Source organism: Amycolatopsis sp. NPDC102522, from assembly GCF_055584485.1.
In genome coordinates this window covers 36,309-57,730 of sequence record NZ_JBVJLY010000001.1, presented here as the reverse complement: position 1 = coordinate 57,730, position 21,422 = coordinate 36,309, and the positions used below count along the sequence as shown (strand labels likewise).

At 69.8% G+C, this 21,422-nt stretch carries 15 protein-coding genes; 7 read left to right on the top strand and 8 right to left on the bottom strand.

Features of this window, described 5'->3' with window-relative positions:
- Nucleotides 1-80: 80 nt before the first annotated feature.
- Nucleotides 81-2,480 (bottom strand): beta-L-arabinofuranosidase domain-containing protein, encoded by a 2,400-nt coding sequence (locus ACZ6YV_RS00265; protein WP_465507577.1) that lies wholly within the window; start codon nt 2,478-2,480, stop codon nt 81-83.
- Nucleotides 2,481-2,753: 273 nt separating this feature from the next.
- Between ACZ6YV_RS00265 and ACZ6YV_RS00260 the strand changes: the two genes are divergently transcribed.
- The 3 genes from ACZ6YV_RS00260 to ACZ6YV_RS00250 are packed head-to-tail and all read left to right on the top strand — an operon-like array spanning nt 2,754 to nt 5,236.
- Nucleotides 2,754-3,515: a DeoR/GlpR family DNA-binding transcription regulator gene (locus ACZ6YV_RS00260; protein WP_465507576.1), complete on the top strand. Its 762-nt coding sequence runs from the start codon at nt 2,754-2,756 to the stop codon at nt 3,513-3,515.
- Nucleotides 3,512-4,405, top strand: a complete 894-nt coding sequence (locus ACZ6YV_RS00255) for a carbohydrate ABC transporter permease (RefSeq protein WP_465507575.1) — start codon at nt 3,512-3,514, stop codon at nt 4,403-4,405. Before ACZ6YV_RS00260 ends, ACZ6YV_RS00255 begins: the two co-directional genes overlap by 4 nt.
- A gap of 3 nt (nt 4,406-4,408) precedes the next feature.
- Nucleotides 4,409-5,236, top strand: coding sequence for a carbohydrate ABC transporter permease (locus tag ACZ6YV_RS00250; protein ID WP_465507574.1), 828 nt, complete (start codon nt 4,409-4,411; stop codon nt 5,234-5,236).
- A gap of 289 nt (nt 5,237-5,525) precedes the next feature.
- Here the strand turns inward: ACZ6YV_RS00250 and ACZ6YV_RS00245 are convergent, their stop codons facing one another.
- Entirely contained in the window at nt 5,526-6,737 is a 1,212-nt protein-coding gene (locus ACZ6YV_RS00245; RefSeq protein WP_465508492.1) for an HNH endonuclease signature motif containing protein, read from the bottom strand.
- A 151-nt stretch (nt 6,738-6,888) separates the two neighbouring features.
- On the opposite strand from ACZ6YV_RS00245, the gene ACZ6YV_RS00240 reads away from it, so the two are divergent.
- The gene (locus tag ACZ6YV_RS00240) at nt 6,889-7,482 is read left to right on the top strand and encodes a helix-turn-helix domain-containing protein (protein WP_465507573.1); all 594 of its coding nucleotides are present in this window, start codon (nt 6,889-6,891) and stop codon (nt 7,480-7,482) included.
- Complete coding sequence (locus tag ACZ6YV_RS00235) at nt 7,422-8,024, top strand: IS630 family transposase (protein WP_465507572.1); 603 nt, start codon at nt 7,422-7,424, stop codon at nt 8,022-8,024. Before ACZ6YV_RS00240 ends, ACZ6YV_RS00235 begins: the two co-directional genes overlap by 61 nt.
- Nucleotides 8,025-8,145: 121 nt before the next feature.
- Here the strand turns inward: ACZ6YV_RS00235 and ACZ6YV_RS00230 are convergent, their stop codons facing one another.
- The 4 genes from ACZ6YV_RS00230 to ACZ6YV_RS00215 all read right to left on the bottom strand — a co-directional run bounded on the left by ACZ6YV_RS00230 (nt 8,146) and on the right by ACZ6YV_RS00215 (nt 16,742).
- Nucleotides 8,146-9,507 (bottom strand): GH1 family beta-glucosidase, encoded by a 1,362-nt coding sequence (locus ACZ6YV_RS00230; protein ID WP_465507571.1) that lies wholly within the window; start codon nt 9,505-9,507, stop codon nt 8,146-8,148.
- 11 nt (nt 9,508-9,518) lie between these two features.
- Nucleotides 9,519-10,790 (bottom strand): ABC transporter substrate-binding protein, encoded by a 1,272-nt coding sequence (locus tag ACZ6YV_RS00225; protein WP_465507570.1) that lies wholly within the window; start codon nt 10,788-10,790, stop codon nt 9,519-9,521.
- 112 nt (nt 10,791-10,902) lie between these two features.
- Complete coding sequence (locus tag ACZ6YV_RS00220) at nt 10,903-14,556, bottom strand: BTAD domain-containing putative transcriptional regulator (RefSeq protein ID WP_465507569.1); 3,654 nt, start codon at nt 14,554-14,556, stop codon at nt 10,903-10,905.
- A 101-nt stretch (nt 14,557-14,657) separates the two neighbouring features.
- Nucleotides 14,658-16,742, bottom strand: a complete 2,085-nt coding sequence (locus ACZ6YV_RS00215) for a BTAD domain-containing putative transcriptional regulator (RefSeq protein ID WP_465507568.1) — start codon at nt 16,740-16,742, stop codon at nt 14,658-14,660.
- Between the two features lie 317 nt (nt 16,743-17,059).
- Here ACZ6YV_RS00215 and ACZ6YV_RS00210 point away from each other — a divergent pair, with 317 nt between their 5' ends.
- Together ACZ6YV_RS00210 and ACZ6YV_RS00205 are read left to right on the top strand one after the other, a co-directional pair.
- Nucleotides 17,060-17,311 carry a hypothetical protein gene (locus tag ACZ6YV_RS00210; RefSeq protein ID WP_465507567.1) on the top strand — a complete coding sequence of 84 codons (252 nt, stop codon included), beginning with the start codon at nt 17,060-17,062 and terminating at the stop codon, nt 17,309-17,311.
- An 84-nt stretch (nt 17,312-17,395) separates the two neighbouring features.
- A complete protein-coding gene (locus ACZ6YV_RS00205) occupies nt 17,396-18,031 on the top strand; it encodes a helix-turn-helix transcriptional regulator (protein ID WP_005164996.1) in 636 nt (211 codons plus the stop codon).
- A 199-nt stretch (nt 18,032-18,230) separates the two neighbouring features.
- Here the strand turns inward: ACZ6YV_RS00205 and ACZ6YV_RS00200 are convergent, their stop codons facing one another.
- Nucleotides 18,231-18,830: a helix-turn-helix transcriptional regulator gene (locus tag ACZ6YV_RS00200; protein WP_465507566.1), complete on the bottom strand. Its 600-nt coding sequence runs from the start codon at nt 18,828-18,830 to the stop codon at nt 18,231-18,233.
- Complete coding sequence (locus tag ACZ6YV_RS00195; protein ID WP_465507565.1) at nt 18,827-21,355, bottom strand: hypothetical protein; 2,529 nt, start codon at nt 21,353-21,355, stop codon at nt 18,827-18,829. Before ACZ6YV_RS00195 ends, ACZ6YV_RS00200 begins: the two co-directional genes overlap by 4 nt.
- Nucleotides 21,356-21,422 lie beyond the last annotated feature (67 nt).

The window sequence follows — 21,422 nt, the reverse complement described above, 5'->3', positions numbered from 1 at the left end:
GACACGCTCCGGGGTCGAGTGGGAGTCTCCCGAAGGCGTAGCGGGGGATGAGGTGGGGGCGGCACCGAAAGCCTTCACGCCTAGTCCAGCAGCCGCCAAAGGTGGTCAGAGGTCCCGTTGTCGTCGAACTGGACGACGATCGCCGAGTCCGCCGTGGACATCAGGTCCACGCCGAGAACCTTGCCGGAGTTGAGGTTCTGGAGCCGGAACCAGCCGTCCCCGTTGTCCAGCAGCCGCCACAAATGGTCCGCGGTGCCGTTGTCGTGGAACTGCACGACCCGCGCCGAGTTCGCCGTCGACATCCGGTCGACGCCGAGGACCTTGCCGGAGTTGCGGTTCTTGACGCGGAACCAGCCGTCCCCGTTGTCCAGCAGCCGCCACAAATGGTCCGCGGTGCCGTTGTCGTGGAACTGGACGACCTGTGCGGAGTCCGCCGTGGACATCCGGTCGACGCCGAGGAGTTTGCCGGAGTTGCGGTTCTCGATCCGGGTCCAGCCGGACCGCCAGGGCCGGGAACCGCCGGTCCTCGGGAACGACGTCACCCGCAGCCGCGCGGCGCCCATCGGGATCAGGGTCACGCGCTGGACAGGAGTCGTCACGGCGACGGGGCTGTCGGCCAGTTCGTCGATCACGTCCTGCTCGCTCGCCTGCCACCCGTCGATGCGCTGGGCGTCGGTGGTGAGCCGGACCGGGCTGTTAGCCGGGGTGAACGGGTCGAGCGGATTCCCGCCCGCCGCGATGACCGTGAACGCGGCCTGCGGCACCAGACCGTAGTTCCACGCCGATCCGGGCCGGACCTCGTGGACTGGCCATTGTTCGTCACCCGCGACCCGAGTCCAGTTTTCCTGGATCGCGAGGGAGTACGTCAGCGGCCCGCGGTCGACCGAGACGGAGTTGTGGTTGCGCGACCAGGTCCGCGTGCGCGTGGTCATCGGCAGCCGCAGGGTGACGCGGTCGCCGGTACGCCACACCCGGCGGACGGTTTCGTAGCGAGGGCCGCTGCTCACCGCGACCGGTCCGCCGTTGACCGACAGAGCCGGTGCCGGGCACCAGCCGGGGATCCTGACCTGGAAAGGGAATTCCGTCGGCTTCGGCAGCGAGAAGGTGAACGTGACGGTGTCCGAGAACGGGTAGGCGGTCGCCTGGGTGACTGTCACCGAAGTGCCGCCGGCGACCTTCGCGGTCACCGTGGACGCGCCGTACAGCATCGCGCAGAGGCCGCCGCCCGCCGTGGCCTGCCACATCTCTTCGACGTAGTACGGCCAGCCCATCCCGTAGTTGTGCGGACAGCAGCGGTAGTTGTCGATACCCGGCTCGTACGCCTGCATGGTGAAGTCGTTGTCGAACTGGCTCAACGTCTTCGGCTGCCTGTCGAGCTGGATCCCGTTCGCCGACGTCACGTAGTGCACGCCGCGACCGGCCGGGTCCAGCGCGGCCGGAAGCAGGTTGAACGCGAGTTCCTCGACGCGGTCGGCCCAGACGGGGTCGCCGGTCGTCCTGGCGAGGATCTCGTGGCTCATCATGTACTCGACGATCCCGCAGGTTTCGAAGCCCTGCCTCGGATCGTCGTAGCCGGGCCGGACGTTCTCGTCGCCGGCGAAACCGCCGCCCGGGAACTGGCCGTAACGCCCTTGGATCCGGTCGTAGTTCGCGTAGGCGCTCGCGCGGTGCGCGGGATCACCGGAGAGGACCCAGAACTGGCCCGGCTCGCGGAAGCCCTGGGTGATGTTGACGTTGTGCCCGGTCGGCAGGTTGTCCACCCAGTTCGCCGAATGTCGGTGGATGGTGCGGACCAGGTCCAGCAGGAACGCCTCGCCGGTGCGGTTGTAGAGCCAGTAGACGACGTCGATCGTGTCGGCCCAGCGGGTGTGGCCCCAGCCGTCGGTGTACACGGACACCGGTTGTGCCGCCATGAACCGGAAGTACCGGCTGAGGAACGGGACGACGCGAGTGTCCTTTGTGTACTCCTCGTGAGAGCGCAGCGCGTGCAGCATCGGCATGTGCGGCCACAGATCCGCGTGGCCCGATTGCCGGGTGCGCAGTTCGGACGGTCCGAAGAAGCCGTCCGTGGCCTGGGTGGCGAGCACGGCGTCGATCCAGCGGCGCGTGTCGGCGAGGACACGGGCGTCGCCGGTGACGTAGCCGAGGTCGCCGTACCCGCGCAGCCAGTACGGCACCTCCTCCCAGCCCTTCAGTGCGGGGCGCGTCCAGCCGGTGTTGTCGAACGCGAGGTAGTGCGAGACCTCCTGATAGCGGCCGTTGAGCCCGTCGAGCTGCTTGCGGAGCTGGGTGGCCAGCCAGCCGCCGGCCTTCGCCGAGCCTGGCGGGAGCCGCAGCAGGGGAGCGGGCAGCAGTGGTGCGCGGTTGGCGACGTACGGCGGCGCGGCGGCGGTGGCCGCGGCTTCGGCTGGGGTGCCGATACCGACGGCCAGCCCGGTCGCGACGGTGGCCTTGAGGAAGTTGCGGCGGGGGACTGACATGGGGTTTCCCCTTTCCTGACCCGGTCCGATCAGATTTACATCGTTGATACAACGTTGTAAATCCGCCGTTCGCCGGACTTGTCCGGAGTGCTCGAAGGGGCAGCGCCGGCGGCGGTTCGGGCAACGCCGGGCAAAAGTCCACTCGGCACTGTGTCCTCAGTGGACAGAGCCCCGGAGAAGGGGCCCGGTTTAGGGGTGGTTCCGTTGTCGGACCGGCGAGAAACCAACTAGTGTCGCCTTGACCGCTCATCCGCCAGGGCAGGAGGTGAGGCGTTGTACGCCGAAGAGCGGCAGCGTGCCATTCTCAAGCAGGCCCGGCAGAACGGCCGTGTCGACGTGGCGACGCTCGCGGCCGCTTTCGAGATCACCAGCGAGACCGTCCGCCGCGACCTGACGGCGCTGGAACGCAGCGGTGTGGTGCGACGGGTGCACGGCGGCGCGATCCCGGTCGAACGGCTGGGCATCGAGCCGGGGCTCGACGCCCGTGACGCGGTGATGACCGCGGAAAAGGACCGTATCGCCCTCGCCGCGCTGGACCAGGTCCCCACCGAGGGCGCGATCCTGCTGGACGGGGGCACCACCGTGGGACGGCTGGCGAACCTCATCCCCGCCGATCGTGAGCTGACCGTGGTCACCCCTTCGCTGCCCAACGCGTTCGCTCTCGCCAACCGGCCCGGCATCACGGTGATGCTGGTCGGCGGACGGCTTCGCGGGCACACCATGGCCTCGGTCGACAGCTGGGCGCTCAACGCCCTCAAGGACACCTACGTCGACCTCGCCTTCATCGGCGCCAACGGCCTTTCCGTCGAGCGTGGGCTCACCACGCCGGACACCGCCGAGGCGATGGTGAAGCGCGCGGCCATCGCGTCCGCGCGGCGGACGGTGCTGCTGGCCGATCACACCAAGGTCGGCAACGACCACTTCGCCCGCTTCGGCGACCTCGATGACGTCGACACCCTGATCACCGACATCGGCGTCGATCCCCAGGCGGCCGACGAGATCACCCGGACCGGCGTCAAGGTGATCGCCGTTTGAGGCGTACGGGCGAGCGGCTCGCCGGATACCTGATGACAGCGCCGTTCTACGTCCTCTTCGGCGTTTTCGGTCTCTTCCCGCTGCTCTACACCGCCTGGGTGGCGCTGCACCATTGGCATCTGGTCAACGGCGACACCGGGTTCGCCGGGCTCGGCAACTTCGCCGTCCTGCTCCAGGACCCGCACTTCTACAACGCGCTCTTCAACACCGTCAGCATTTTCGTGCTTTCGACCGTCCCGCAGCTGCTGGGCGCGCTCGGGCTCGCCGCGCTGCTCGACCGGCCGTTGCGCGCGCGGACCCTGTGGCGGGCCAGCGTGCTGTTGCCCAACGTCGTCTCGGTGGTCGCGGTGGCACTGGTGTTCAGCCAGCTCTTCGCCGAGGACTACGGCCTCGTCAACTGGGTGCTGGGCCTGGTGGGGCTCGACCCGGTGGACTGGCGGTCGGACCGGTTCGCCTCGCATGTCGCGGTGAGCGTGATGGTGATGTGGCGCTGGACCGGCTACAACGCGCTGCTCTACCTCGCGGCCATGCAGTCCGTGCCGCAGGAGCGCTACGACGCCGCCATGCTCGACGGCGCCTCGCGCTGGCGGACCTTCTGGTCGATCACCGTGCCCGCGATCCGGCCGACCATCGCCTTCACCGTCGTCGTCTCGACCATCGGCGGGTTGCAGCTGTTCGCCGAGCCGCAGTTGTTCGACGATTCCGGCACCGCCGGGACAGGCGGCGCAGACAGGCAGTTCCAGACGCTGGCCATGTACCTGTACGAGAAGGGGTTCGGCGAGTTCGACGCCGGATACGCGGCGGCCATCGCGTGGCTGCTCTTCCTGCTCTCGGCCGGGTTCGCGCTGGTCAACTTCTCGCTCGTGCGCCGCATCCGGGGCGGTGAGTGAGGCGTGGCGGCCAGGCAAAGGACCGGATTCGTCGTCTACGGGCTGCTGCTCGCCGTCGGCATCGCCTCGATCTTCCCGCTGTACTGGTCGTTCGTGGTGTCCTCCAAGGATAATTCCGCCCTCGGCGAGACCACCCCGCCACTGCTGCCCGGCGGCAACCTGGTCGAGAACGTGGGCAGGGTCTTCGACACCGTCGACTTCTGGCTGGCGATGCAGAACTCGCTGATCGTCGCGGGCACGGTCACGGTGTCGAACGTCCTGCTCTCCAGCATGGCCGGATTCGCCTTCGCGCGGCTGCGTTTCCCCGGCCGCGACTCGCTCTTCCTGGTCGTGATCGGCACCGCGATGGTGCCCGCCCAGCTCGGGGTCATCCCGCTCTACCTGGTGGTCGGGGAACTCGGCTGGTACGGGCGGCTGGAGGCGGTGATCGTGCCGGGGCTGGTCGGCGCCTTCAGCGTGTTCTGGATGCGCCAGGCGTGCGAGGAAGCGATCCCGAGCGAACTGCTCGACGCCGGTCGTGTCGACGGCTGTTCGACGCCGCGGCTGTTCTGGAACGTCGCCCTGCCGGCGATCCGGCCCCAGGCCGCGGTGCTCGCGATGCTGACGTTCATGACGGCGTGGAACGACTTCTTCTGGCCGTTGATCGTGCTCGACCCCAACGCGCACCCGACCGTCCAGGTGGCGTTGTCGCGGCTGGCCAGCGGCTACTTCACCGACTACTCGCTGATGCTCACCGCGGCCACGATCGGTGTACTGCCGGTCATCGTGCTGTTCATCCTGCTGGCCAGGAAGGTGGTCGACGGTGTCATGCGCGGCGCGTTGAGGGGCTGACGACCGCGGTCACGTCGACCTCTCGGGTCTCAGTCGCGCAGCCATGGCCGTATATTGGCGACGCCGCTGCGGGAGACTGCGCGACGCCGCGAGCGGATACCGGATTCTGACCGAGCCGTTGCCGGCAATGGCACTTTGTCGTGTGCCAGGCAGACCACAGCGTGATCACGCCAGGCGCCACTGCAAAGACACGAGAGGACACCAGCCCCGGCCGAGCCATAGTCGTATTTCGGCAATCACGCCGGCGCCGATCACGGACACGGCGCCGTTGCCGTTTTTCGGTGACGGGTCAGAATGGTGGTTCGGGCCGGGGTTCGTGCAGTGGCGGTGGCGTGCTGTCGTAACTGTGCCCGGTGGGCGTGGTGATGGTGAGAGTCCCGTCAGAAGTCAGCCGGTAGTCCCAGCCAGGTTCGTCTTTCAACCGGTGGTCGCGGCGGCACAGATCCACCAGTTCGGTATCTGCGGTATGGCCTCCGTGCTGCCACGGCAGCGCATGGTCGAGATCGCACGCTTGGGCGACACGGTGGCAGCCTGGTCTTCGGCATTCGCGGTCCCGCACCCGCACGAACTCGTCCAGGCCCGCGGTCGGCCGATACCGATCCCGGCCCAGATCGAGGACCTGCCCGGAAAGCGGGTCGGTGATGATCCGCCGCAGTACGGTGTTCGGACCGGAGGCGATGTGCCGGGCCAACGGTGCGGGAATGTGGCCGTGCCCGGGCATCTCCGCGGGATCATCGTTGAGTCCGAGGTAGGTGCGCAGGTCCATGTAGAGGAACACCTCGGCACGTTCGCTCTTCCCGCCCTGACCGCCCAGCAGGAGATCCAACGCGACATCCGCGCGCAACTGATCCAGAGTGCGGGTTTCCCCGCCGGTTTTGAGTGCGCGTGCTTCGCGGTCGATGCGGGTGTAGGCGGCGGCGACTTTCTCGACCGGGCCGTCTTCGACCTCGATCGAGGCCACCCCGGTCTCGCCCTGGCGTACTGAGAGGCGACGGCCTGAGCGGTGCCGCTCCACCCGCCGAGCGGCGCCAACACGGTCGGCCATCATCGCCGCGTGATTCGCCGCCTTCCGGATCTGCTCGGAGTTCCTGCCCGGCAACCGGTCCTCCAGTACCTCGTCCACGGCGCGGGCGTCCTCATCCGACAACCAGGCCGTGGCGGCGGCGACCTTCATCGCCCCATAACCACCCACCTGCCCCTGGTCCAGCAATCCCAGCGTCCGCGGCAACCGAGTCGTCAACGCCTGAGCCGTCGACACCAGACCGGCAGCGTGACCGTCCACAACGGACAACTCGAACGCCACCTCTTGCGCCAGACCGGCAGCACCGTCGCGATGACGGCTCAGCTGCCCCAGCGCACGGAACCGGACCGCCTCCAGTCGTGCGATCCCCTCCGACGCCGCCACCGCGGCAGCCAGGGAATCCTTGTCCCCCAACTTATCCAGCGAGGAATTGACCTCCTTCAAAACGTTCGACTCGGTGATTTCCTTCAAGAGCGCCACAGTGGCGTTGAGAGTGTCCACACCCAGAACGTACAACCGGCCACCGACAGTTTCCGGTGTCGATAGTGTCGTCGTTTTCCGGCGACGTCGGGCCGCTCGGCCAGAGCTGCTAGTGCCTCATCAAGGAACGTTGACGTGGTAACCGTGTCGCGTGGACATCCGCGCCGGTGACCGCGAGGCTGGCCGCGGAGGTGAGGCCGATGGCGCGTCAGCCGGAGGTGTTCGCGCGGTCGTTGGAGCCGGAGGAAGCGCAGCGGCTGGTCAAGATCACGAGGTCAGCCCGGATCGGGTGCGGTTGCGGCGGTCCGGGATCGTGCTGGCCTCGTCACAAGGCCGGTCCGCGGGTGAGATCGCGATGATGTTCGCCGCGACGGAGGGGTATGTGCGGGAGGTGATCCACGCGTTCAACGAGTCCGGGTTCGCGGCGCTGTCCCCAAAATGGAGGGGCGGCCGACCAGCTAAGTTCGGGCTGGCCGCCCGTGATCAGATCTGCCGAATCGCCGCGTGCAAGCCCGTCGAGCTGGGGTTGCCGTTCACGACCTGGAGCCTGACCAAGCTGGTCGGCTACCTCGCCGAGCACGCGTGGATCAGAGCGAGCACCGAGACCGTCCGGCAGATCCTGCGTAAGGAGGGCTGTCCTGGCAGGCGACGAAGACCTGGAAAGCCAGCAAGGATCCCGATTTTGTGGTCAAGAAGGACCGTATCCTCGATCTCTGCGATCACCCGCCCGCGGACGGGCGGGTGATCTGTGTCGATGAGTTCGGGCCGTTGAACCTGCAGCCCCGTCCCGGTCGGGGCTGGTTCCGCCGAAGCAGACCGGCTCGCCTGCGCGCGACCTATACCCGCACCAAAGGGGTGCGGCAGATGTTCGCCGCGCTCGACCTCGCCACCGGTCAGCTGTTCTACCGGTTCCGTGACCGCAAACGCTGGCCGCAGTTCCTCGACTTCTGCAAGCAGCTGCGCCGCCGTTCCCCCGCCGGGAAGCTCTACCTGATCTGTGACAACTACGGACCACACGGCAAAGCCGAGGTCCAGGACTGGTGTGCGGCCAACGGGATCGAGCTGGTCTACACGCCCACCAACGCGTCCTGGCTGAACTGGATCGAGTGCGAGTTCACCGCGGTCCGCTACTTCACCCTCGACGGCAGCGACTACCCCACCCACGCCACTCAGGAAGCCGCCATCGCCGGCTACCTCCGCTGGCGCAACCGCCACAGCCACCCCAAACGCCACTTCGCCGTCAACTCCACAATCCGCAGACCCGATTACCTACCCAACGTTGCTTGATACGGCACTAGAGCCCGTTGCGCGTCACCGTGTCCGGGGTGTGTAGCTGGCCGCGGTAGTTTCTGGTGCCGTCGAGAGCGTCGCCGTTTTCCGGCGACGTCGGGCCGCTCCAGCAGAACCGCTAGAGCCCGTTGCGCGCCACCACGTCCGCGTAGAACCGCGCGCTGTCCTTGACCACCCGTTCCTGGGTGTCGAAGTCGACGTGCACCAGACCGAACCGCTGCGTGTACCCCATGGCCCACTCGAAATTGTCCAGCAGCGACCAGGCCATGTAGCCGCGGACGTCGGCGCCGCGCTCGATCGCGTCGTGCACGGCGGCGAGGTGCTCGGCGAAGTACCGCACGCGGTTCGTGTCGCGCACCCGCCCGTCCACGACCTTGTCCACGAAGGCGGCGCCGTTCTCGGCGATCACGAGCGGCAGGCCGGGGCAGTGTCCGTGCAGCCACAGCAGCAGATCGGTGAACGACTCGGGTCGCTGCTCCCAGCCGAGCGAGGTCAGGTCGCCGCGGGGCGGCGTGACGTCCATCCCGCGCAGGCCGGGCAGCGGGCAGTTGCTGTCGGCCTCAGGGTCGTCGAGCGGGACGGCGCGGGCGGGCGCGTAGTAGTTGACGCCCAGGACGTCCAGCGGCTGCGCGATGATCTCCAGGTCGCCGTCGGCGATCGCCGGTTCGAGTGTGCCGAGATGCGCCAGATCCGCCAGCAGTTCGGGCGGATAGCCGCGGCCGAGCAGCGGATCGAGGAAGAACCGGTTGTGCAGGAAGTCGAATTTGCGCGCGGCCTCGCGGTGCGTGGCGTCGTCCACATCGGTCAGCACCGGGGCGAAGTTGAGCACGATGGACACTTCCTGCTTGCCACCGCCCGCCCGCAACGCCTGCGCGGCCTTGCCGTGCGCGAGCATCAGGTTGTGCCCGGCGACGAGTGCCGCGCCCTCGTCCCGGATACCCGGCGCGTGGTCGCCGTTGCCGTAGCCGATGAAGGCGGCGCAGAACGGCTCGTTGATCGTGGTCCACTGCCGGACGCGGTCGCCCAGTGCCTTGTGGACGGTCAGCGTGTAGTCGGCGAAGAGATCCGCGAGATCGCGGTTGGGCCAGCCGCCTTCCGCCTGCAGCGCCTCCGGCAGATCCCAGTGGTAGAGCGTGACCATCGGGGTGATCCCGTGCTCCAGCAACGTGTCGACAAGGCGATCGTAGAAGGCTAGCCCGCGTGGTTCGATCGTGCGGCCGTCCGGCATGACCCGTGACCACGCGACGGAGAAGCGGTAGTACGGCACGCCGAGTTCGCTCAGCAGGCCGATGTCCTCGCGATAGCGCCGGTAGTGGTCGCAGGCCGGGTCGCCGGTGGCGCCGTCGAGCACCAGGCCGGGTCTCGCGGTGAAGGTGTCCCAAATGGACGGTCCGCGGCCGTCCGCCGTCGTCGAACCCTCGATCTGGTACGCCGCCGTGGCCGTGCCCCAGCGGAACCCGGCCGGAAACCCACGCGCCACGCCGTCCCCGTTCATTTTGCGGCCGCGGCGCGGCCTTCGGTCGAAGCCTGGTCCCAGGCCTGGTCGAGCGCTTGCTTTCCTTCTTCGACGCGGCCGAGCGCGTGCCCGTACACGGGCCGCACCTCGCCGTCGCGCAGCCCGCGGTAGTTCGGCCGCAGGGCCTCGGCGGACGCGGCGAAGATCTTGCCGATCGGCGCGCCGCTGAAGTAGTCGCTGGTGTGGGAGAGCACGGCGCTGTCCTGGTAGGCGCCCAGCGCGCTCGGCAGCAGGCCGCTTTCCAGGAAGATCCGTTTCTGCTGCTCGGGCGCGGTCAGCCAGGCGGCGAGGTCGTAGGCCTCCTTGCGGTGCGCGCCTTGCTTCGGGACGGTCAGGAACGAACCGCCCCAGTTGCCCGCCCCACCCGGAAGCGAGGTGACGTCCCATTTGCCCGCCAGCTCCGGGCCGCCTGCCTCCTGGATCTGGGTGAGCATCCAGGCGGGACACGTGATCGCGGCGAACCGGCTCTGCTTGATCGCCACCGTCCACGGCTGGGTGAAGGTGGTGACAGCCGCGGTCTCCTTCTTCAGCGCCATCCCCCCCGCCAGGTCGAAGGCCTTGCGGACGTTCGGGTTCGTGTCGGCGATGAACGTGTCGTCCTTGGCGAAGTAGTTCTCCTGCGCCTGGTTGAGCATCGCCGTGTAGACGGTGCCCGCCGAGTCGGCGAACTTGACCTCCGGCGACCGCGAGCTGAACTTCTCCCCGGTCTCGGCGAACTTCTCCCAGGTCGGCCACAACGCGGCCACCTGATCACGGTCGGCGGGCAGACCGGCGTTCGCGAACAGATCGCGGCGGTAGCAGAGGGCGAGGCTGCCCATGTCGGTCCCGAGGCCCATCACGAACTTGCCGTCGGCCGCGGTGCCCTGATCCCATTTCCAGCCCGGCCAGTTCTCCTTCAGGCTCTGCGCGCCGAACTCGGAGAGATCGGTGAACTTGTCCGTGGACTGGCGGAACTTGGGGAGGTACTGCTCCTCGATCGCCACCACGTCCGCGCCGCCGCGACCGGCGCCGAGGCCGGTGGCGAGCTGCCGATGATGCGTCTCGAAGTCGGCGACCCGGCCCTCGACGGTGATCCCGGGATGCGCCTTCTCGTAGTCGTCGAAGAGCTTCTCGTACCCGAACTCGCCGAAGGTGGCGACGGTGAGCTTGATCGGCCCGCCGGGTTCGGACTCGCCCGAACAGCCGGAGAGCAGCAGCGCGAAGGCGGTCAGTCCGGCCACCAGGCGGGATCCACGCGGGCGGGTCATCGTTCTCCTCGGTCGTGCGCGATTCGCGGGCTGCGAACGCATCATCTCGTGGTGATCGGACAGTGGCAGCGCGTGCCGTCCGCAGGGACAGCGGCGTTGCCCGAAGGGCCACTCAAGCGAGCCGTCTCGGCAGCTGGTCGCCGACGGTCAGGCGGGAATCGGCGTGCAGTTTGGTCAGCACCCGGGACACCAGCGACTGCACGGTCCGCCTCGGCAGGCTCAGCTCGGCGGCGATCTCCGGATTGGACAGCTTCGCCGCCACCAGCCGAGCGACCCGCAGTTCCAGCGGCGACAGCGCCCCGGCGTGCCGGGGACCCCGCTCGGCGCGGCTGAGCACGCCGTAGCGGCGCAGCCGGTTTTCCGCCCGGCGGATGTTCCAGGTGGCGCCGACCGGCCCGAGGACCTCGCACGCCTCGGTGAGCGACCGGGTGGCCGCTTCGAGGTAGCCGGCGCGGCCGAGCAGTTCGGCGGCGTCCTCCAGCGCGGCCGCGAGTTCGATCGGGCGGCGGACCTCGCGGTAGTGATCGGCCGCGGCCAGCACGCCTTCGGGATCGCCGTCGATCAGCGCCCGGCACCGGGCGGCGGCCGCGGTGGCCCTGGCGGGCACTGTCTCCTGGCTCGCTTCCTCGGCGCAGACGGCGAGCGCTTCCCTTGCGACGGCGTCGTTCCCGGCCGCGAGCGCGACGCGGACGACGTCGGGAAGCCATTGGTGGCGCAGCATCATCCGGGCGTAGTCGGGGCGCAGTACCGGGGCGAACAGCCGCAGCGCGTCGTCGAGCCCGCCGCGTTGTTCAGCGGCCATCGCCTGGGCCGCGAGGTAGAAGTCGCAGCTCTCGCGCTCGGAGGAGTTCGACGGCGAGTGCGCCTCGGCCGCCTCCAGATGCGCGCGGACGGAGACGCGTTCGTTCCGGTGGCCCGCGATCAGCGCGGCGACCCCGTGCAGCAGCAAGGCGGCGGCGCCCGGCTCGCGCACCCCGTAGAAGGTGATCGCCGGACCGTCTTCGGTGACCGAGTCCAGTTCGGCCAGCGCCTCGTCCCAGCGGCCGGTCCAGTAGTAGTGCACGGCCGCCGAGACCTGCGGGCCGGTCGGCAGGCCGTGCCGCGCCGCAGTCTCGTACCCGGCGTGCAGCGTGGCGTCGGCCTCGTCGAGCCGGTCGAGGTTCTGCAGGGTGAACAGGCGGTTGTCGAGCAGGTCGAAGCGCAGCGTCGCCAGGTCGGCCTCGTCGCCGGTGGTCTCGAGCGCGGCGTCGACCGCGGTCAGCGCCCGGTCGTGCTCACGGCGGATCGAATGCACGAGCCACAGCGTCTGCTGCGCGTGCGCGGCGGGATAACGCGCGCCCGCCTCGTCGGCTTCGGCGTGCAGGTCCCGCGCGATCCGTTCGGTCTCGTCGAGATCGTCGAGGGTGCCGCGCCGGAAGTTGGCGAGCAGCGTCCGGGTGCTGGTGCGCCACAGTTCCGGCATCGACGGGTCGTCCGCGGTGTCGGCGAGCGCCTCGATCGCGCCGGCGGTGTCGCCCCGGCGGTAGCGCAGCGCGGCGAGGACGTGCCGCATCTGGGCCAGGTCCGCCTTGTCGCCGACCGTCTTCACCGCCTGCTCGGCCTCGGCCTCCGGATCCTGTTCGAGCCGGAACAGCACCCGCACCAGCGCGGCGATCAGCGTCTCGCGCTGCTCGCCCGTCGGCACCGTGCTGTCGAGCGCGCCGCGGAGGAGATCGGCCGCGATGTGCGGGGCGCGGTTCGACACGGCGATGTGGTTGGCGGTGAGCCACTCGACCAGCCACGGGTCGAACGGCACGGGTCCCGCCGCCAGCTGCTCGGCGACCCGTTTGATCGGCGCGCCGGCGCGAGCGAGGGCTTCGGCGGCGCGGCGGTGCAAGGCGGCGCGGACCGGCTCGGCGATGCCGCCGTAGAGCGCCTGCCGCTGGAACGGATGGTGGAAGGCGAGTTTGTCGCCGGCGTACTCGATCACGCCCGCGGTGGTGGCCTGCTCCAGTTCCTGCAGGACCTCCAGCGGGCTCTTGCCCGCGAGCGCGGCGAGGTCCTCGACAGCGAACTCCGCGCCGAGCAGTGACGCTGTGCGCAGGATCTCGGTCGTGGCCGGGTCGAGGCATTCCAGCGTGCGGCCCACCGCGGCCAGCAGCGACCGCGGCGCGTTCTCGGTGCCGTCCAGCGTCACCTCGGCCACGCCCGCCTTGATCCGCAGCGAGCCGGTTCGCACCAGGTCGTGCGCGATTTCCCTGGCGTAGAGCGGATTCCCGGCCGCGCGCCGGACCAGCGGGCGCAGGCTCGGCCCCAGTTTCGCCGCGAGGACCACCTCGAACACGGCGGCGATGTCGTCGTCGGTCAGCACCTCGACCGGCATGATCTCGCCGTCCCTCGCCTCGACCCCGCGACGCAGCTGGGCCAGATCCCGGCGGCCGTGCCCGGTGCGCGTGGCGGCGACCAGTAGCAGCGGCAGCTGGCGGGTGGCGGCGGCGAGCCGTTGCCACAGCAGCACACTGGCCTCGTCGGCCCAGTGGAGGTCGTCGATCACCAGCACGAGCGGGCCCGCCGCGCAGGTCTCGTCGACCAGCGCCAGCAGCTTGTCCACAGTGGACAGGATCGGGTCGGCGGGACCCCAGTTCCCGTGCGCGGGCTCGGCGTGCAGCTCGCCCGCCAGCTTGGCCTTGGCCGGATCCGCCGCGCCGTGGTGCACCCCGAGGCATTCCATGATCACCTGCAGCGGGAACCGTTGCTGGAGCTCGTCGGCGGCGGTCCAGGCGAGCTGGCAACCGCGCGCGGCGGCGTTCGACAACCCGGCGATCAGCAGTTCCGATTTGCCGATGCCCGGTTCGCCTTCGAGCCAGACCGGACGGCCGCGACCGGCGAGCACGTCGGTGACGAATCCGTGCAGCCGGTCGACCTGCCGGGTCCGGCCGGGCAGAATTCCCTGGCCGCCGCGTTCGATCGCCTTGGCCACCGGCGGCGGCACGACGCGTACCGGTACCGGTTTCGATCCGGTGACAGGTTTTTCGGTGCCGTCCAGGATGCGCTGGTGCAGGTCGCGCAGCGGGGCACCGGGTTCGACGCCGAGTTCCTCCCGGAGCACTCGCCTGGCTTCGCGGTAGGCGGTCAGCGCTTCGGTCTGGCGACCGCTGGCGTGCAGGGCCCGCATGAGCGTCTCGTGCAGCGACTCGCGCAACGGGTGCTGCTGCACCAGCGCGGTCAGCTCGGCCACCAGTTCACGGTGGTCGCCGAGGCCGAGCAGCGCGGTGGCCCGCAGCTCGGTGGCTGTCAGCTGAAGCTCGGCGAGCCGGACGCGCTCGGCTTCGGCGAACGGGCCCGGGACGCCGGAGTACGCCTCGCCGCGCCAAAGCCCGAGCGCGGCGGTGAGCCGGGCGGCCGCGCCACGCTGATCCTCGCGGGAGAGCAGCCGCCTGGCCGCCGCGGCGTCCTGTTCGAACCGGCTGATGTCGAGTTCTTCGCGGTCCAGCCGCAGCACGTAGCTCGATCCGGACGAATGCAGCACGTCGTGCGCGTCGCCGCCTGCCTTGCGGATCGCTCCGCGCAGGCCGGAGACGTAGGTGTGGACACTGCCGGTGGCGCTGGCCGGCGCCGATCCACCCCAGACGTCGGCGATCAGTTCGCCGAGCGAGATGGTCTGGCCGCGGCGTGCCGCCAGGGTGGCGAAGACCGCGCGCTGACGGGCGGGCCCGAGCTTCAGCTCGACGTCTCCGAGCCAGGCACGAGGCGGCCCGAGCAGCTCGACACGCAGCCCGTTGGTCACACCGGCTCCATTTCTGTCCTCACCGAAAGTGGCCGGATCACTACCGTGCCCCGCAGTTTAGGACGTGCCCGGAACAGTTCGGTTGCGTACCCGTGCGTAGGTCAGATCGCGCCGCGCTGAGGCGGCACGGCGGGACGCGTGAACGCGTGCAGCGGCGCGCACCACGGCTGCGCCGTCCCCAGGGTGCGGGAGGCGGGCCAAGTGGCCGCGGTGCCCGCTTCGGGCAGCAACAGCGCGGCCAGTTCGCCCGCCAGGTCCTGATGCTGTTCCTCGGTGAGATTCCGTTGGTGCGAAAGCAGATGGAGCAGTTCGACCGCGAGGCCTGTCGACAGCGCGCGGACGTTGTCGAGCAGCCACTGCGGGATCCAGCGCGCTGTCAGCTCGTCGCCGACCTGGAGCAGTTGCTCGGCGACGCGGTCCGCGGGCGCGCCGGAGCCCGCCATGGTCGCGGCGATCTCCTGGTGCAGCACGGCGCGGATGGCGGGCGGGGTGTTCGCGGCGAACACCGAGCGCACCAGGGGGACGCGGAACCGCAGGCGTTCCCCCTCGGTTTCCAGTACGCGGGCGGCGAGGGCCTCCTCGACCGCTTCGATGAGCGCCCGCAGCTCGCGGCCGGTGACGCCCGTCAGGTCGGCGACCGTGAACGACGAGCCGAGCAGTGCGGCCGAGGTGAGTGTTCGCTTGCACGCAAGGGAAAGCGTGGCGAGATGATCTTCCACCACGACGGCGATCCGGCTGTGCGGCGCGGTGCTCATCTCGCGGCCTTCGGCGAACTCGGCGAATAGTTCGCCCAGGTATGCGGCGTTGCCGGCGGTGTACTCGGCGGCGGACCCGAGGAAGTCCTCACCGGGATCCCTGGCCAGGGTCTCCTCGGCGAGCGCGGCGACGGACGGACCGTCGAACGGCGGCAGCGGGACGATCTCGCCGTCGAGCCGTGAGCGGAGGACGTCGAGCGTGCGGCGCCGGGGGAGCGGGCGTGCCGAGCCGATCAGCAGCAGTGGCAGGTGCGCGGTGAACCGGTGAAGCCGTTGCCAGGCGAGCAGGCTTTCCTCGTCGGCCCAGTGCAGATCTTCGAAGACGAGCACCTGAGGTCCGTCTTCGCACAGTTCGGTGACCGTTTTGCCGAGATCGTCCAGTGCTTCGCCGCCGAGGGCGTCGGCGATGAGGCTCAGCGGGACCGCGCTGGTCAGTTCGTCGGCTTCGACCCAGTGTGTCCGGTTTCTCGTCGTGGCGAGGGCCTCCGCCAGGAACGCTGTCTTGCCGCTGCCCGCCTCGCCGTCCAGCCACAGCGTCCCGCCGCGGCCTTCGTCCAGCAGCGCGGACAGGTGCCGGCGCACCCGGCCCACCTCGAACTCGCGGCCGACGAAGGCGGACGGCCGCTCGGGCTGGGCCTGCGTCGGCCGATGCCGTTCCGGCTGGTCCTGGTGGTGCAGCGTCGGGTCGCCGTCCAGGACCCGCTGCCGCAGGGCCAGCAGTTCCGGGCCGGGTTCGAGGCCGGACTGCTCGATGATCGTCTCGCGGGCGCGGTCGAAGGCGGCCAGCGCCTCGGCCTGCCTGCCGGACCGGAACAGCGCGGTGACCAGCATGCGATGCAGGCCTTCGCGCAACGGATGGCGCTCGACCAGCACGGCCAGCTCGCCCACGAGTTCGCGGTAGCCGCCCAGGTGCAGCGCGACCTCAGCCTGGCGTTCGAGCGCGCTCATGCGCAGTTCGTTCAGCCGGGCGCGCTGGGTTTCGGCGAACGGGCCGGGGATCCCGTTCAGCGCGGACCCCCGCCATTGCCCGAGCGCGGCGCGCAGCGACTCCAGCTCCCGCTGGTGCGCGCCGGTGAGCCGATGCGCGCGGGCCCGCTCCAGCTCGGCTTCGAAGACGTGGACGTCGACCTGCTGCCTCGGCAGGTCGAGGCTGTAGCCGGCGCGGGTGGCGACGAGCGGCTCGCCCACCGGCTCCAGCGCGCGGCGCAGCGCGGAGACGTAGGTGTAGACGATGCCGGTGGCGCTGTCCGGGGGACTTTCGCCCCAGACCGCGTCGATGATCTCCTTGCGGGAGACGAACCGGCCGGCGTGCAAGGCGAGCGCGGCGAAGACCGCTTGCCGCTGAGCGGGACCCAGGGCGATCTCGCCGTCGCCGTGCCGGGCGGGGGAACCGCCCAGCAGCCGCACCGTCAGCGAGGAAACCTCGTCCATGACCTGCCGCCTGTGCGTCCGACTACCGAAAGTGCCCTGCTCGGCGAAAATCCTAGTCGTGGCGATGTGGGTTTCGCAATCAATCGGGCACTCGGCGTGTGGGTTTCGTCCGCCTGTCATGAGACATTCTCGGGTTTTGCCAGGGTAGTCCGGTTCACGAGGATTCACGTCCGTGAACGGGTTCGAGGTTTGGTGCCCGTTCATGTGGTTTTCAGGGTGTGGACAGGTGAGGGGCGACTGGGCAAGCCGGGCGTTCTCGGGGGCAGAGTGTCGGCCGGCCCTGGTCGAAGGCATGCGTCGCTGTGCATGCTGTGACAGTGAGCCAGGATCATGAACAGTTCGCCGGTGACGTTCTGCTCAGCCTCGCCCATGACGGCAGGCTGGTGATCGACACCGATGAAGCCGAAGCCCGCATCACCGAGCTTCGGCGGACCCTGGCCTACGGCTATGCCCTGCTCGCCGACCCGGACTACACCGGACCCGAGGACAGGCTCCGCGACATCCTGGACGAACTCCCCAAGTACGTGGAGGCGTTTCAGCTGGCCACGAAGTCCTTCACGCCTCGTTGAGAACTCGTGGAGAGTTCGTGAAGAGCTCCTTCGCAGACTGTGTCCCATCCGACTGGGGCCGCGGATCAAGCGGAGGGGACAGAGGTGGACACGGAAACCCGACAGATCACCGTGGCGGTGCACGCGCCCGATCCGATCACCACGGCCGGCCTGGCCAGTCAGCTGGGCACGCAGCAGGGGATCGACATCCGGGACTGGGACCAGCGCGCCGAGACCGACGTACTGGTGTTCGCCGCCGAATGGCTGACACCCGAGACCGTGCTCTGGCTGCGACGGCTGGCAGCCGAGGACGGTAAACCGGTGGTGCTCGTGGTGAGCCAGATCAGCGAGGCGGAACTGGTGCCCGCCATCGAGTGCCGGGTGGTGGCGGTCCTGCCGCGCTCGGCGACGACCGGCGAACGGCTGGCACACGCCGTCCGCGCGGCGGCCACCGGCGGCGGAGTGCTCCCGCCGAGCCTGCTCGGCGAGCTGCTGAAGCACGTCGAACGGCTGCAACGCGAGGTGCTCGACCCGATGGGTGTCAACACCGCCGGGCTCACCACGCGGGAGATCGACGTACTGCGGCTGATGGCCGAGGGGAAGGACACCGTCGAGATCGCCGGTGAGCTCAGCTACTCGGAACGCAGCGTGAAGCACATCATCCAGGGCATCACCGGACGGCTGAAGCTGAAGAACCGGCCGCACGCCGTCGCCTACGCGGTGCGGGCGGGAGTCATCTAGCTCCCTGGGCCTTCACACCTTGCTGAGGTACGTCAAGGACCCCTTCACTGCGCTAGGCGCAATGAAGGGGTCCTTGACGTACTGCCAACGGCCAAAGCGCAGCCGATTCGCCCCAGTCCACACACCCACGACCGGTCCGTGAAGGCCTCCTTGACGGCCCCAGGGTCCCTCAAGGAGGCCTTCACGGACTTGAACCGCCTCAGATCAGGCCGGCGCGGATCGCTTCGGCGACCGCCTGTGCCCGGTTCCGCAAAGCCAGCCGCCGCTGCGCGAGGTGCAGGATGTTCTTGATGGTGCGCTGGGAATAACCCATCGCCGCGCCGATCTCCGCAGTGTCCTTGCCTTCCGCGATCAGCCGCAGCACCCGGATCTCGCGTTCGTGGAACCGCGAAGACCCGCCTGGGCCTTCCACTAGGGCGTCATATCCGGCGGCCAGCCGCCCGGCGGAGGTCTCGACCGCCGAACGCGCGGCCATGACCTCCGCGATCAGCCGTTCCTGCCGGACAGCCTCACGCGGCATCAGGCTGCGCACCCCGGCGGTCGCTGCCGAACGGTGGCCGGACGGCGGCAGCGGTCCGGCGATCAGGACGCCGGGCAGGGTGCCCTGTTCGGACACCGCCCGCCGGAGCACCGGGAGCCCGTGTTCGACCGGGTCCTCGGCGGCCACCAGCACGTCCGCGTCCCGGCCGTCGGACGGCACCACTTCGAGCACCGCGGAGCGCGAAAGCATGCCGACCAGCCCCGCGCGGGTCAGAGGGTCGGCCGTGTAGACGGCCACCCGGATGCCTGATGTGTTCACGAGGCGTATCGGCCGTTCAGCAACGCCATGGCCAGTTCGATCCGGGAGCGGTAGCCGGTCCGCGTGAACAGCACGCTCAACCGTCCCTCCACGCTCTTCTGGCTCGTCTGAAGCGCCGTCGCCAGCTGTTCGTTCGTCAGCCCTTCGCCCGCCAGCAGCGCCAGCAGGTGCTCGTTCTCGGCGACCGTCTCCTCCTGACCGCCGGGGATCTCGATCCCGTTCTTCCGCATCAGGCTCCGCAGCCGGGCGCGGTGCAGCAGCGCGTCGAGCGAGCCGACCACCTCGTACACCTCGGTGAGCACCTTCGGATCCGTCGCGCCGTGGCGGACGAGACGTTCGGCCGCGACAGCCAGTTCGTGCGGCTGGTCGCGTTCGCGGGCCAGCCAGAGGCATTCATCGGCGGGCTCCTGGCCGAGGCAGGCCCGGACCAGGTGGCGATGCAGCAGCACCCGTCCGGTCGGCATCGCGGAGGCGAGGTCTTCCAGCGCGTCGAGCGCCTTCTTCGCCGCCGCGCGGTCGTTCTTCCGCAACGCCAGTTCGGCGAGATCCGCCCACGCGATGTCCGTGCCGACGGCGAGTCCGCAGGTGGCCGCGTGCAGGCGCCGGGCGGCGCGGTCGGTCTCGCCCAGCGCCATGTCGACCCGGGCCTCGGCGATGTCGAGCAGATGCGCCAGCATCGGCGCCGTGGCGCGGGCGGCGGTCAGCAGTTCCCGTGCCGCGCTGAACCGCCCCTGCGACAGCAGGACCGACACGGTCGACAGGTGCATCGCGGACGAGCCGGTGTCGTAGCCGCGCCGGGAGCGGTCGGCCACGCTGCGGTGGGCGAAATCGACCGCGCGCGAGGATTCGCCGCGCATGGCCGCGAGCATCGACCGTTCGCTGTCGCGCAGGCCGGTCTCGGGGAATCCCTCGTCGGCGAGCAGTTTTTCCGCACGTGCCCGTTCGCCCAGCACCAGCAACGCGGTGGCGTACGAGGTGATCTGGTCGTTCCGATGCCGCCTCGCCGTCCTCAGCGGCCATCGTTCGCGCTCGGTCAGGTTCGCGCCGAACCGCGCGGAGCGGCCGGTCCAGAGTTCGGCCAGACCGCCGAAGAGTTCGCCCAGCATCGCGGAAACCGTCGACTCGGTGCGCCAGGAAGCGTTCTCCACCAGCAATTCGGCCGCTTCCGCCCACCGGTCCAGCAGACTCAGCGCGATCGCGCTCGACGCCACCGACCATTCCGGCGGGTTCATGGCGATCGCCGCGAGTTCGGCCGTGTTGCCGGAGTTGTGCAGCGCGCAGACGGCGATCGACTGGGCTTCCTGCGCGGCGTCGGCGGAAAGGCGGTCGGGGAACTCTTCCAGCAACCGACGCGTCCCCGCGAGACTCTGCTCGTGGTCGCCGTTCAGATGACACCACATGGTGTGGAGGAGCGTGACCCTCGCCCGCTGCGGCCGGTCCTCGGTCAGTTCGACGGCGGCCCGCAGCCAGCGCGCGCCGCGGGTGGTCTGGTCGTCGGGCAGGAAGGCCGCGCCGTCGAGCAGTTCGGTGAGAGCTCGCCGCGGGTCGATCAGCTTGCCCGCCTCGGCGATCCGGTCGGGGAGGTAGTACGGGTCGGAGGTGTGCGCGGTCCCGTTCCACAACGCGGTGACGGCGGCCGCGGAAAACCGCCGTCGCTCGAAGGGCCCGAGTTCGGCGATCAGCGCGTAGGCCACCACCGGCACGGTGAACCGCCAGCCACGGCCGCGATGCAGCACCCCGTCGGCCCGCAGATTCTCCAGCGTCGCAAGGGTTTCCGCGGGATCCTGCGCCAGCAGCCCGCTGATCAGTGACGGCATCGCCTCGCCGAGCGGATGCAGGACGGCCGCCGCCTTCGCGACCGCGAGCCGCTCGGGGTCCAGGTGCACGGACCGCAGCGGCACCGCGGTACCGGGGACGAGATACGCGCGCCTGTCGACGATCCGGATCGCGCCCTGCGCGCGCAGCAGGTTCAGCGCCTGGTGCAGCGGGGCGGGCACCCCTCGGCTGAGTTCGTGCAGCCGGTCTCGCAACAGAGTGCTCGGAACGGCACCCAGCACCTCGACGACCGGTCCCGTGATCTCCTCGGCCTTCAACGGCGTCAGCCGCACCGGCTCGACGAGGCCGTCGGCCCGCAGCCGCCGCACAGTGGCGAGTCTTCCGGCCACATCCCGGACCGGGGTGCGAGTGGCGCAGATCAACCGGCCGGACGTCCCGGCCAGGCCGCGGATCAACGTCTCCAGGACGGCGAGGGAGTCGGGACTCATCCACTGGGTGTCGTCGAGCATCAGCACGTGCCCGTCGCCCACCGCGGGGGAAGGCCAGGGATGGCTGCCGGGGGCGAGGCCGCCGTCCGGCGTGAAGCGGACGATCGAAACCTCTTGTCCTGAAGCGGAAAGCCGCTCGGACAGCCGGGCGAGCAGCGTGGTCCGGCCGACACCCGCCGGCCCGGTCACCCAGACGCAAGGAGCGCTTGCGCCGGTGACACGCTCCAGGATCCGCTCGGTCACCTCGTCCACGCCTGCCATCCTGAGCCGACAGGGCGATCGCGAGGCCATACCCGGCGCGGTATGGCCCGTATGGCCGCCGGGTCGG

Coding starts and splice junctions, on each gene's coding strand:
- ACZ6YV_RS00265 (WP_465507577.1), bottom strand. CDS start 2,480: ATGTCAGTCCCCCGCCGCAACTTCCTCAAGGCCACCGTCGCGACCGGG.
- ACZ6YV_RS00225 (WP_465507570.1), bottom strand. CDS start 10,790: ATGACCCGCCCGCGTGGATCCCGCCTGGTGGCCGGACTGACCGCCTTC.
- ACZ6YV_RS00215 (WP_465507568.1), bottom strand. CDS start 16,742: ATGGACGAGGTTTCCTCGCTGACGGTGCGGCTGCTGGGCGGTTCCCCC.
- ACZ6YV_RS00195 (WP_465507565.1), bottom strand. CDS start 21,355: ATGGCAGGCGTGGACGAGGTGACCGAGCGGATCCTGGAGCGTGTCACC.